The organism is Brevibacterium sp. Mu109, assembly GCF_900169375.1.
Classification (GTDB): domain Bacteria; phylum Actinomycetota; class Actinomycetes; order Actinomycetales; family Brevibacteriaceae; genus Brevibacterium; species Brevibacterium yomogidense_A.
In genome coordinates this window covers 140,178-152,964 of sequence record NZ_FXZF01000006.1, presented here as the reverse complement: position 1 = coordinate 152,964, position 12,787 = coordinate 140,178, and the positions used below count along the sequence as shown (strand labels likewise).

Annotated in this window: 6 protein-coding genes; 5 read left to right on the top strand and 1 reads right to left on the bottom strand. The window is 68.8% G+C overall.

Features of this window, described 5'->3' with window-relative positions:
* From BSP109_RS05570 to BSP109_RS05555, 4 genes are all read left to right on the top strand, one after another.
* On the top strand, nucleotides 1–1,442 hold a 1,442-nt coding region (locus BSP109_RS05570), incomplete at its 5' end, for a PT domain-containing protein (RefSeq protein ID WP_146001087.1).
* A gap of 221 nt (nucleotides 1,443–1,663) precedes the next feature.
* The gene (locus tag BSP109_RS05565) at nucleotides 1,664–4,564 is read left to right on the top strand and encodes a PT domain-containing protein (protein WP_180959624.1); all 2,901 of its coding nucleotides are present in this window, start codon (nucleotides 1,664–1,666) and stop codon (nucleotides 4,562–4,564) included.
* 247 nt (nucleotides 4,565–4,811) lie between these two features.
* Entirely contained in the window at nucleotides 4,812–6,569 is a 1,758-nt protein-coding gene (locus tag BSP109_RS05560; protein WP_101599659.1) for an ABC transporter ATP-binding protein, read from the top strand.
* Nucleotides 6,566–8,596 carry an ABC transporter ATP-binding protein gene (locus BSP109_RS05555; RefSeq protein WP_101599658.1) on the top strand — a complete coding sequence of 677 codons (2,031 nt, stop codon included), beginning with the start codon at nucleotides 6,566–6,568 and terminating at the stop codon, nucleotides 8,594–8,596. Before BSP109_RS05560 ends, BSP109_RS05555 begins: the two co-directional genes overlap by 4 nt.
* On the opposite strand, the gene BSP109_RS05550 is transcribed toward BSP109_RS05555, so the two are convergent.
* Nucleotides 8,577–10,517 carry an acetate--CoA ligase gene (locus BSP109_RS05550; protein ID WP_374700136.1) on the bottom strand — a complete coding sequence of 647 codons (1,941 nt, stop codon included), beginning with the start codon at nucleotides 10,515–10,517 and terminating at the stop codon, nucleotides 8,577–8,579. The genes BSP109_RS05555 and BSP109_RS05550 overlap by 20 nt on opposite strands.
* Nucleotides 10,518–10,698: 181 nt before the next feature.
* On the opposite strand from BSP109_RS05550, the gene BSP109_RS05545 reads away from it, so the two are divergent.
* The gene (locus tag BSP109_RS05545; RefSeq protein ID WP_219618498.1) at nucleotides 10,699–12,333 is read left to right on the top strand and encodes an AMP-binding protein; all 1,635 of its coding nucleotides are present in this window, start codon (nucleotides 10,699–10,701) and stop codon (nucleotides 12,331–12,333) included.
* Nucleotides 12,334–12,787: the final 454 nt, after the last annotated feature.

Here is a 12,787-nt window from a genome sequence, read left to right as displayed (position 1 = left end):
GGTGGGGCTCGTTCCCGCAGGACTGGGTCGATTTCAATGTCGAGACCGGTCAGGCGGCCTATTGGTACACCTCCGGCGGACAGGTCGATGCGAAGAAGACCGCAGCACCCATCACGATCGACTACACGGCTGAGATCCCCGAGGAGCCGGAGCCCACGGAGGACCCGACCGAGGACCCGGAGGTCCCGGGTGACTTCACCGGTGAGACGACACACGAGGTCACGGCTGCGAGTGAGGAGGACGGCCTCGGCGTGACCGTCGCGGGGACGGACTACGAGAACCTGCCTCAGGCTGCGACCGGCAAGGACGCAGTCGGCGTCTACTCCGCGGTGATCGACCGGGAGAAGTCGAACGAGTTCACGTCCGACGACGCGCTGGGCGCGCAGCTCTCGTTCTTCCAGGACACATCCGTCCCGAACAGCTTCGAGCAGGTCTCCGAGGTCGACGCCGACGAGCTCGACGAAGCGAAGGACTACGACGCAGTGGTCTGGGCGGCCCACGGCAACGGCACCGAGGAGACCGTCCTCTACCGCGAGTCGATCGACCTCACGGAGGAGCAGCGGGACGCGCTGTTCCCGGAGGATCCGACCGAGGATCCGACGGACGATCCGACCGAGGACCCCACCGGGGACCCGACTGAGGACCCGACAGACGATCCGACCGAGGACCCGACTGAGGACCCGACGGACGACCCGACCGAGGACCCCACCGAGGATCCGACAGACAATCCGACCGAGGACCCCACCGAGGACCCGACGGACGATCCGAGTGAGGACCCTTCGGAGGATCCGTCTGAAGATCCCTCGGAGGACCCGTCTGATGACCCGTCCGACGACGGCAGCGACGACGAGGGCGTGCAGATCGAGCTGAGCACGGACCAGGTCGAGGTCTCCGACTTCATCGACGCGGAGAAGGGCGTCGAGCTCTCCGTGACCGGCCTGTCCGAAGGCACCGAGGTCGAGTTCACGGTCGCCCCCACCTCGGATCAGAACGTCGAGGAGTCCGTGCTCTCCGCGACCGCCGGTGAGGACGGCGTGGCATCGACGATCGTCTACGGCACCAACACCGCGAACCCCGAGGACTACATCGGTGAGTACTCCGTCACGGTCCCCGGTCACGGTGAGGCTGCGAACGCGGGCTCCGAAGCGGACGCGCCGGAGGTCGCGTTCGAGGACCTGTCAGCTGAGTTCTCCGTCGTCGCAGACGGCGAGGGCGACGACGGTGAGGGCGGCTCCGACGACGGAGACAACGGCTCCGACGAGGGCGGCAGCGGTGACGGCGGCTCCGACGACGGGGGCAGCGGTGACGGCAGCGACGACGGCTCGGACGGCGGCGGCGATCTGCCCCGCACCGGCGCCTCGATCGGCGGGCTGTTCGCCGGCATCGGCGCGATCGCGGTGGGTGCGGGAGCGCTCTTCGCCTCGCGTCGTCGCCGCAGCTGATCCGTGCAGACCTGCGGTTGAGCCGCAGGTGAGCGTCGCGGCCTGACCCGCGACACGCGATCGGCACAGGCCGTGCAGGAGGCCGGGAGCCCACGGCTCCCGGCCTCCCCTGTGCCATATCGCGGATTCGACGAGAGCCGGACGAGTATCCGACGTCCGGTCCGATGCACGAGCACAGCGTGTCCCCGTCCGCTCGGGCGGGACTGAGACGAAGGAATGCAATGACGAGAACAGTTCCGCGCACGCATGCGCGGTGGCGAACCGGAGTGGCGATCGGTGCCGCCTCCGCCCTCGCCGTCGGAGGCGCGCTCATCGCCTCCCCCGGAATCGCACAGAACCTGCAGGTCGATGACGCGCTCTTCGACTGGCAGGTCAACGCGGAGTCCGGCGGTGCCGCGCCGCTCCCGGGCACGTGCCACTTCCTCGCAGCCGGGGAAGTCGGCGATACCGGGGGCACGAGCGGCTTCGACGAGTCCTACTACGCCGCCGAGTCCGGGAACACGACCATCGTGAAGCCGGATTCGGCCGGTGTCGACCACGTCGCGACGTGGGACGACAAGTGCCTCGACCCGAACGGGAACCCCACGCGGACCGCAGCCGACTCGACGTCGGGCAACCGCGTCCAGATCACCGGCGGGACCGGCACGGTCGACCCGGACACGGACACCGGGTACATCCAGTGGGACGGTTCGTGGTCGTTCGTCTACTACAGCGGCATGACCTATTGGACCGTCAACGATCCCCGCCTCGAGGTGGAGGACGGCCATGGCCGGATCGTCGGCACGTTCACCGGCTACGGGGCGTCGATGGAGGACCTCGGCAAGTGGGAGAGCCTGCCCGCCGTGGAGGGGACCGTCGCGGACTTCGCGGACGCGACCGTGGACCTCACCGAGGACGGCTTCACCGTCACGCCCGACTACCTGGGCGTGGAGACCGAGACCGGCGGCAGCGGTTTCGATCAGAATCGCACGGTCGCGGACTGGGGCTCCTTTCCGCAGGACTGGGTGGACTACAACATCCGCACGGGTCAGTCCGCCTACTGGTTCTCATCGGGCGGGATGTTCGACCCGAAGAAGCCGACGAAGCCGATCGACGTGACCTACACGGCGCACGAGATCGAGCTCGCCGCCCCGACGGGACTCGCGTCGTCCGACGTCACGCAGACCACGGCCTCGCTCGCGTGGGACGCGGTCGACTCCGCGGAGTCCTACGAGGTCGAGCACCGGGCCGGGGCCGGCGAGTGGGTCGCCTCCACGACGGAGGAGACGTCTGCGGTGCTCACCGACCTCATCGCGGACACGGAGTACCAGATCCGCGTGCGTGCGGTCGCCGGCGAGGCGACCTCTCCCTGGGCGACGGGGACCGTCGCGACCGAGGCCGAGCTCCGGCCGACCGTCGCGCACACGGTGACCGCGGCCTCGGCAGAGGACGGCCTGCAGGTCCTCCTCGAGGGCTCGGACTTCACCGTCGACCGCCTCCCGCCGAACTCCGCGGGGGTCGCTCCGAACCAGATGTCTTCCATCGGCTACGGGATCGTGCCGTCGTCGACGCCGGACCAGGCGGTCACGAACAGCACGGCCATGGGCTACGGCGCCTCCCTCCTCCGGTTCCTGACCGGCGGGGCGCTCGACGCGACCGTGTCCGTCCCTGCGGCCGGACTCGTCCCCGATGACTACGACATCGTCGTCTGGAACGCCACGCAGGGCGGGAGTGCTGCCAACGGTGCACTCCTCCACCGCGAGACGCTCGCGCTGACCGACGAGCAGCGCGAGGACCTCTTCGACGGAGCCGGACAGGGCGGCCCGGAGGAGATCGCGGGTCTCACGACCTCCGACGTCGGGGACACGTTCGCGACCCTGATGTGGGACCGCCTCGACACGACGGCGACGCGCGAGTTCACGTGGCGCGAGGTCGGCGGGGAGTTCGACCCGGCCCGGAAGCGCACCATCTCCGGATGGGGGACCTCGATGCAGCTCACCGGGCTCTCGCCCGATACCGAGTACGAGGTCGAGGCCCGGCTGAGCCTCGACGGGGCGGCCACGTGGACCCAGCCGCAGCGGCTGACGTTCCGCACCGTCGGCACCCTGCCCAGTGCCGAGGCCCCTGCACCGGTCGTCGAGTCGGTCACGGCCGACTCGGCGACGCTCAGCTGGGAGGCCGTCGAACATGCGGAGAACGGCTACCAGATCCGGTACGGAGAGATCGGCGGCAGCAGCGCGCGGACCCTCAACCGGTTCGACGACGTCACGCGGACGCTCACCGGCCTGACACCGGCGACCGAGTACTACGGCGAGGTCTACGGCATCTCCGACCGCGGCATCGAGGGCGCGCGCGGCCGCGTCGAGTTCACGACAGCGGAGGCCCCCGGAGAGCCCGGGCCCACAGAGGACCCGACCGAGGAGCCCACCGAGGACCCGACGGAGGAGCCGACCGAGGAGCCGACCGAGCAGCCGACCGAGGAACCGACCGAGGAACCGACGGAGGAACCGACGGACGAGCCGACCGAGGAACCGACGGACGAGCCGACCGAAGAACCGACGGAGGAACCGACCGAGCAGCCCACCGAGCAGCCGACGGAGGACCCGACCGACGAGCCCTCGGACGATCCCTCCGCGGGCCCGAGTGAGCAGCCGACCGAGGAGCCGGGCGAGCAGCCGACGGAGAACCCGTCGGACGAGCCGTCGCCGGACGCCACCGACGAACCGTCGGCCGACCCGTCGCACGAGCCCTCCGAGGAGCCCGGCGAGGCCCCCTCCGACGGTCCGTCGCAGGAGCCGGGCGGCCACCCGTCGGAGCAGCCCTCCGACGAACCCACGGACGGTCCGCCCGGGGTGCCGACGGAAGAACCGTCGGAGCACCCCGCGGACGATCCGGCCGAGGGTCCGAGAGGGGACTCGTCCGATGACTCCTCGGGCGATCCGACCGACGAGCCCTCGGACGACGGGGACTCCGGTCGCGAGGACTCCGGTGACGGTTCGACCGACGGGACCGACGACGGGTCCCACGACGGAGGCGGGAGCCTCCCGCGCACCGGATCCGACCTCGGCGTGCTCTTCGTCGGCATCGGTGCGGCAGTGCTGGGAGCGGCAGCGCTCACTGCGGCGCGTCGCCGCCGCGGCTGACGCAGCGCGTCCGCCGCATCCGCACGGAGGGGCCGGGAACCGCAGCGGCGGTCCCGGCCCCTCCGTGGCGCGCACGACCTCGGCGCGCACGACCTCGGCGCGCACGACCTCGGCGCGGGCCGGTCCGAACGTGTGCGAGCCCACCACGAGGGGCGCGCCGCGAAGCACATCCGTCTTGACGGGTGGGGCAGAATAGTCTGCGCGCCTGTCTCAGCAGGCGATCCCCTCACTACCCGGAAGCATCACCATGCTGTGGAAGCTCGTCCGGCACTACGGCAGGCCCTACACCGGGCATGTCGTTGCCGTCCTGGTGCTCCAGCTGGCCGCCACCCTGGCCACGCTGTATCTGCCCAGTCTCAATGCCGACATCATCGACAACGGCATCGCCACCGGCGACACCGACTACATCTGGCGGGTCGGCGGCATCATGCTCGCCGTGGCCATGCTGCAGGTGTTCACCGCGATCGCCGCCGTCTGGTTCGGCGCGCGCATGTCCATGTCGATCGGCCGCGACATCCGTCAGGCCGTCTACCTGCGCGTCGACCGGTTCTCCGCTGAGGAGATGGGGCGGTTCGGCGCACCCACACTCATCACCCGCGGCACGAACGACGTGCAGCAGGTGCAGATGGTCGTCCTCATGGCGCTGAACTTCATGGTGATGGCTCCGATCATGTCGATCGGCGGGATCGTCATGGCGATCCAGGAGGACCCCGGCCTGTCATGGCTGGTGTGGGTGTCGGTCCCGCTCCTGGTGGTCATCGTCGGTGTGCTCGCGAGCCGACTCATGCCGCTGTTCGAGCGGATGCAGCTGAACATCGACGACGTGAACGGCGTGATGCGCGAGCAGATCATCGGCATCCGCGTCGTCCGCGCGTTCGTGCGGGAGCGGCATGAGGCCGCACGCTTCACCGACGCCAACGCCGCACTCACCAGGACGTCGATCAGCATCGGCCGCCTGTTCGTGCTCATGGGCCCGATCATCACCCTGGTGCTGCATCTGGCCACCGCCGCAGTGCTGTGGTTCGGCGGTCTGCGCGTCGACGAGGGGCTCGTGGAGGTCGGCGCGCTCACCGCGTTCATGCAGTACCTCCTGCAGATCCTCATGGCCGTCATGATGGGCACCTTCATGTTCATGATGTTCCCGCGGGCGATCATCTCCGCGCGCCGTGTGGGGGAGGTGCTCACCACCACCGGATCGGTGCAGGAGCCGGCATCGCCCACGACGCCGCAGAGGCGTGACGGGACGGTCGAGTTCCGCGGCGTGTCCTTCGCGTACCCGGGTGCCGAAGCTCCGGTCCTCGACGACGTCTCCTTCACTGCCGAAGCGGGGAAGACCACTGCGATCATCGGTTCCACGGGGGCGGGCAAGACCACCCTGGTCAACCTGATCCCCCGTCTCTACGACGCGACCGCGGGCGAGGTCCTGGTCGACGGAGTGCCCGTCACCCAGTTGGCCCGGGAGACCCTCACCGACGCGGTCGGGCTGGTCCCGCAGAAGCCGTACCTGTTCTCCGGATCCATCGCGGAGAACCTCCGCTTCGGCGACCCCGAGGCCACCGACGGCCAGCTGTGGGCCGCGCTGGACATCGCCCAGGCGACCGATTTCGTCGCAGACCGGACGACCGGCGACGGCGAGGGCGCCCGCAGCGGCCTGGAGTCCTCGGTCTCGCAGGGAGGCACGAACGTCTCCGGCGGTCAGCGGCAGCGGCTGTGCATCGCCCGCGCTCTCGTGGCGAAGCCCCGCGTCTACCTGTTCGACGACTCCTTCTCCGCACTGGACGTCACGACCGACGCGAACCTCCGGGCGGCGCTGCCCGGCTACACCGACGGCGCCACCTCGATCATGGTCGCCCAGCGGGTGGCCTCGATCACAGAAGCGGACCAGATCCTCGTGCTGGATGAAGGGCGGATCGTCGGCCGCGGCACGCACGCTGAACTGCTCGAGTCATCGCTTACCTACCGAGAGATCGTTGATTCCCAGGTGAAGGCGGAGGAGGTGTCATGAGAACCGGCACGAACCGCCGCGAGCGGCCCGAGGACCTGTTCCCCGACGTCCGCAGGCCGGCCTACCGCTCCCGCGCCTCGGGATCGACCGATGGTCGGTCCAGGGACGTCGTGGTGTCCGAGGACGAGATCGCCGAACTCGAGGCCGGCGCGGCCTCCGGCGACGGAGGTTCCGCGCCGCGGAAGGCGAAGGCCTTCTGGCCGTCGCTGGGACGCCTGTTCGCGACCCTCACGGACCACAAGGCCGGGATCGCGATGGTGCTCCTCTTCGGCGCCGTCTCCACAGTGCTCTCCGTCTGGGCGCCCGCTGTGCTGGGCCAGGCGATGGACGTCATCTTCGACGGATGGCTGGACGGCTCCATCGACTTCGTCGCGCTGTCGGAGATGCTGTTCTTCGTGCTCGGCATGTACCTGGTGGCCTCCGTCTTCGATTGGCTGCAGGGCTTCGTCCTCAACGAGATCGTCATGCGAGTCGTCTACCGGCTGCGCCAGAAGATCGAGGCCAAGGTCAATCGGCTGCCGCTGAGCTACTTCGACACCCGCCAGCGCGGCGACCTGCTGTCGCGGACCACCAACGACGTCGACAATGTGCAGACAGCCATGCAGCAGGCCTTCGCGTCCCTGTTCTATGCGGTGCTCACCATCGTCGGCATCACGATCATGATGTTCGCCCTGTCCTGGCAGCTCGCCCTCATCGCGCTCGTGGCGCTCCCGATCGCCGCGCTCGTCGTGGGCCTCGTCGGATCGAAGTCGCAGAAGCTGTTCGCCGCGCAGTGGAAGAACACCGGACGCCTCAACGGCCATATCGAGGAGTCCTTCACCGGCCATGATCTCGTGACGGTCTTCGGCCGCCAGGAGGCGATGCGCGGGACGTTCGACGAGAGGAACGAGGACCTCTACGAAGCCTCATTCCGCGCTCAGTTCTACTCCGGGATGATCATGCCGATCATGCAGTGGGTGACGTATCTGGGTTACGTGGGCATCGCCCTGGTGGGTGGGCTGCGCGTGGCCTCTGGCCAGATGTCGTTGGGACAGGTCACTGCCTTCATCCAGTACTCGCGCGAGTTCAACGCGCCGCTGGGGGAGATGGCGGGCATGGCCAACATGCTCATCTCCGGTGTTGCATCGGCAGAGCGGATCTTCGAACTGCTCGATGCCGACGAGCAGGAGGAGGACCTGTCGCAGCAGGTTGCGGCAGGAGCGCTGGATCCGCATGGACCGCAGCCGGCCGAGCTGGAGCAGCCGGTGCAGGGCCGGGTGCAGTTCGAGCATGTGGCATTCTCATACACCTCGGAGAAGCCGCTCATCTCGGATCTGTCCATCGTGGCAGAGCCCGGTCAGACGGTCGCGATCGTCGGACCCACCGGTGCGGGCAAGACCACGCTCGTGAATCTGCTCATGCGCTTCTATGACATCGACGCGGGCCGGATCCTGCTGGACGGCGTCGACATCAGCAGGCTCGACCGCGGGGTGCTGCGCGGCCAGGTGGGGATGGTGCTGCAGGACGCAGTGCTGTTCGGCGGGACCATCCGGGACAACATCCGGTACGGGCGACTGGATGCCACGGACGACGAGGTCGCCATCGCTGCGAAGGCGACCTTCGTCGACCGCTTCGTGCAGACGCTGCCGGACGGCTACGACACGGAGGTCGAGGACGGCGGAGCGAACGTGTCCGCGGGCGAACGCCAGCTCATCACCATCGCTCGTGCGTTCCTCGCCCAGCCCGCCCTGCTCATCCTCGACGAGGCGACGTCGTCGGTCGACACCCGCACGGAGATGCTCGTGCAGGAGGCGATGGCCGCGCTGCGGACCGACCGCACGTCGTTCGTGATCGCCCATCGTCTGTCGACGATCCGCGACGCGGACACGATCCTCGTCATGGAGGACGGCGACATCGTCGAGCAGGGCGACCACGATCAGCTGCTGGCCGCCGAAGGCGCCTACCACCGCCTCTACATGTCCCAGTTCACGCAGGGCGTGGACATGGATGCAGAGGCGGCGGCCGCGGTCACTCCGACCGTCGACTGAGGGTCGTGCGCATCGCGTCGAGCACGGACGGGTCCTCGATCGTCGACGGGACGACCACGTCGGCCTCGCCGTCGGAGATCTGGCGCATCGTCTTCCGCAGGATCTTCCCCGACCGGGTCTTCGGCAGGGCATCGACGACGTCGACCCGCCTGAGGGCGGCGACGGGCCCCACCTCCCTGCGGACCAGCGCGACGAGCTCCTGGGGGACCATCTCCGGATCAGCGCTCGGCGACAGCACGACGAACGCACGGGGCGACTGTCCTGAGGTCTCATCGTGGACGCCGATGACCGCGCACTCGGTGACGGCCGGGTGCGAAGCGATCGCGGCCTCGAGCACGCCGGTGCTGAGGCGGTGCCCCGACACGTTGATGACGTCATCGGTGCGTCCCATGACGAAGACGTAGCCGTCCTCGTCGAGGTAGCCGGAGTCGCCTGTGAGGTACGTGCCCTCGAAGGTGGACAGGTAGGTGGAGACGAAGCGCTCGTCGTCGCCCCAGATGGACGCCATCGTTCCGGGAGGCAGAGGAAGGTCCGCGAGGATCAGCCCCTCCGTACCGGCGCGCACGTCGTTGCCGGCCGGATCGACGACGCGCAGGCGGTACCCCGGTGTCGGCACGGTCGGCGAGCCCGCCTTGAGCGGCAGGCGCTCGATCCCCAGCGGGTTCGCGGCGATCGGCCAGCCCGTCTCCGTCTGCCACCAGTTGTCGACGACCGGGATGTCCAGCCCGGTCGCTTCCGCCATGGTCGCCGTCGTCCACTCATAGGTGTCCGGATCGAGGCGCTCCCCCGCGAGGAACACGGCGCGGAGGGCGGAGAGGTCCGCGGCTCGCGCGTGCTCGGCGTCCGGGTCCTCCTTGCGGATGACCCGCATCGCCGTGGGCGCGGTGAAGAAGACGTTCACGTCGTGTTGGTCCATGACGCGGTAGAACGCGCTGGCGTCGGGAGTGCCGACGGGCTTGCCCTCGTAGAGGACGGTGGTGACCCCGGCGAGGAGGGGCGCGTAGACGATGTAGGAGTGCCCGACGACCCAGCCGACGTCCGACGCGGTGAACATCGTGTCTCCGGGCTGCAAGCCGAAGAGATTGCCCATCGACCACTGCAGGGCGACCGCATAGCCGCCGGCATCGCGCAGGATGCCCTTGGGCCTGCCGGTCGTCCCGGACGTGTAGAGCACGTAGAGCGGGTCTGTCGCCTGCACGGGCACCGGTGCGATCCCGTCAGGCGTGGAGGCCATCAGGTCGGCGTAGTCGAGGTCGAAGCCCTCCTGCAGCTCCGCGCGATGCTGCTCTCGCTGGACGACGACGCTGAAGTCCGGCCGGGCGGTGGCGATCCGCAGGGCCTCGTCGAGCAGGGGCTTGTACTCGATGATGCGGGTCTTCTCGATGCCGCAGGAGGAGCTGATGACGGCCTTGGGCTGCAGGTCGTCGATGCGCACCGCGAGCTCGTTGGCGGCGAAGCCGCCGAACACGACCGAATGCACTGCGCCCAGCCGCGCGCACGCGAGCATCGCGATGGTGGCTTCCGGCACCATGGGCATGTAGATGACCACGCGGTCGCCCTTCGTGACTCCGCGATCGGCGAGTGCCCTGGCGAAGCGGGAGACTTCGTCGCGGAGCACTGCGAACGTGTACTCGCGCACCGTGTCCGTCACGGGGGAGTCGTAGACGAGCGCCACGCGGTCGCCGCTGCCCATCTCCACGTGCCGGTCGAGCGCGTTCGCGCAGACGTTGAGGGTCCCATCGGGGAACCACCGGTAGATGGGCGCGTTCTCCTCGTCGAGCGCGCGTGTGGGCGGCGTGACCCAGTCGATCGCCTGCGCGGCACCCAGCCAGAAGGCGTGGGGGTCATCTGCGGCGTCTCGTGCGACCTCGGCGTAGGTGCGCGGCTCTTCGTCGTGTCCTGCGGGAGTGCTCTGCATCATGTTCTCACTGTACGCCGGGCTCTTCCGCGAGTGGTGCGCATCACGTTGCACGGCCGCTGTGGGGTCCGCTGCCGCGGGAGGCGTCGGAAGCGCGGCCGAATACTGTTGTCTGAGACGGGTCGAGCCTCTAGTCTTATGGCATCAGCAACACTGAACGATCGTTCAAGGGAGAGCGACCACGATGATGCAGAATCCGCAGCGGGCCGTCCGCACCGCAGTGCCCACAGAGGTGTCCTCCGGGACCACAGCGACGGCAGCGACAGCGCTCGATGCCCTGACCCCCGAAGAGCAGCTGGCAGCCAGTCGACGACTGCACTGGATGAACATGCTCAGCCTGCACGCGCACAGTCGCACCGATGCCGTCGCGCTCACGGGGGCGGACGGTGCCGTGACCTGGGGGCAGCTCGATGCTCGCGTGAGCGCAGTCGCCGCTGACCTGCAGGAGCGCGGAATCGTCCCAGGTGACCGCGTCTTCATCCTCAGTCTCAACAGCGTCGCCTACGCGACGGCGCTGCTTGCGATCAACTCCGTGGGCGGGATCGCTGTGCCGCTCAACATCCGGTCGATCGCTGCTGAAGTCGACTACCTCGTCACTGACAGCGGGGCGAAGGTGGGATTCGCGGACCCGATGGGTGCGGGGATCCTCGCGGACGCTCCCGAGGCGGGTCAGATCCCCCTCATCGGCTTCGGCAAGCAGTTCGAGCAGATCGCATCGTCCGGGAAGGCGCACCGCTTCGTCGATGTCGCCGAGACGGACACCGCTCTCATCGTCTACACCTCGGGCACGACGTCGGCGCCCAAGGGCGTGATGCTCACGCACCTGAACTTCGCGGCCCAGGCGATCAACACGAATCGCCTGGGACCGGCCGGGACGGAGGACGAGGTGGCGATGATCGTCGTCCCGCTGTTCCACATCGCAGGGCTCGGCTTCCTCTACCCCACGTTCTTCAACGGCACGAAGGTCGTCATCGCGCCGCCGCAGGTCCTCATGAAGATGGAGGCGCTGGCGGACCTCATCGAATCGGAGCGGGTGTCGAAGCTGTTCCTCGTGCCCACGCTGTGGCAGGCGCTGTGCTCCCTGCCGGGCATCCGAGAGCGGAACCTGCCGCTCGATGCGATCTCGTGGGGCGCATCGCCGGCCAGCCGGGAGACTCTCCAGCTCATGGCCGACACGTTCCCGAACGCGATCATCTCCGCGGCCTTCGGCCAGACGGAGATGGCGCCCACGACCTGTGCGCTGACCGGTGACGACTCGTTCCGGAAGATGGGATCGGTGGGCAAGCCGATCGGCATGGTCGCCGCGCGAGTGGTCGATGCGATGGGCGAGGACGTAGCACCGGGGGAGACGGGAGAGATCGTCTACCGCGGACCGGGCTATATGCAGGGCTACTGGAACAAGCCGGAGCAGACCACGGAATCGTCGGCGGGCGGATGGTTCCACTCCGGCGACCTCGTGCGGGTGGACGAGGACGGCTTCCACTACGTGGTCGACCGTGCGAAGGACATCATCATCTCCGGTGGCGAGAACATCTCCTCCGTCGAAGTCGAGCAGGCCGTCGCCGCGCACCCGAAGGTCGCGGACGCGAGCGTGATCGGCGTCCCGGACGCAAAGTGGGTCGAGACCCCCCTGGCGATCGTGGCCGCGGCGGATCCGGCGGATCCGCCCACTCTCGAGGAGATCCAGGCCTTCATCTCCGACCGGATCGCTTCGTTCAAGAAGCCCACCAGGCTCGAGGTCGTCGCAGAACTGCCCCGCAACGCCTCCGGCAAGCTGCAGAAGCACCTGCTCCGCAAGGAGTTCATCCCGGAGGGCTGATCCCGGCTCCCTGTCCCCGATCCGCGAAACTCCGGCCGCGTGTTCCAGACGCCGTGTTCTGGCACGGTGTCTGGAGCACTCAGCCGGCGTGTGAGCGGGAGATACGACCAGATCCGCCGCATCGTGGGGCAGGGGCACGCGCTCGGCGGCGCGATCGTCCTCGTCCTCGTCCTGCTTCGTCGCCAGCGTTGTCGAGGCGTCGAGCCCGGCGCTGGGGATGACGAGCGAAGCCGCTTCGGACGCCAGGGCGGTATGGGCGGACATGAATGAATGGGCCCACATGGACGAGCGGTGATGCGAGCATGACGGTGCGCGTGTCGCAGCAGGCGAGCGTATCAGCGATGGCGACCGACTGAGCAGGGACGCACCCGCCATTGTCGTGTGGGTGCCGTGTGCGCCCGGCGGGTTGTCGGCGGACGGGGGTGGGGCGGCTCCGGTGTGCGCAGAAGACACT

Excerpts from the sequence above, each read along its gene's own strand:
- BSP109_RS05565 (WP_180959624.1), top strand. The coding sequence starts at position 1,664 with ATGACGAGAACAGTTCCGCGCACGCATGCGCGGTGGCGAACCGGAGTG.
- BSP109_RS05560 (WP_101599659.1), top strand. The coding sequence starts at position 4,812 with ATGCTGTGGAAGCTCGTCCGGCACTACGGCAGGCCCTACACCGGGCAT.
- BSP109_RS05555 (WP_101599658.1), top strand. The coding sequence starts at position 6,566 with ATGAGAACCGGCACGAACCGCCGCGAGCGGCCCGAGGACCTGTTCCCC.
- BSP109_RS05550 (WP_374700136.1), bottom strand. The coding sequence starts at position 10,517 with ATGATGCAGAGCACTCCCGCAGGACACGACGAAGAGCCGCGCACCTAC.
- BSP109_RS05545 (WP_219618498.1), top strand. The coding sequence starts at position 10,699 with ATGATGCAGAATCCGCAGCGGGCCGTCCGCACCGCAGTGCCCACAGAG.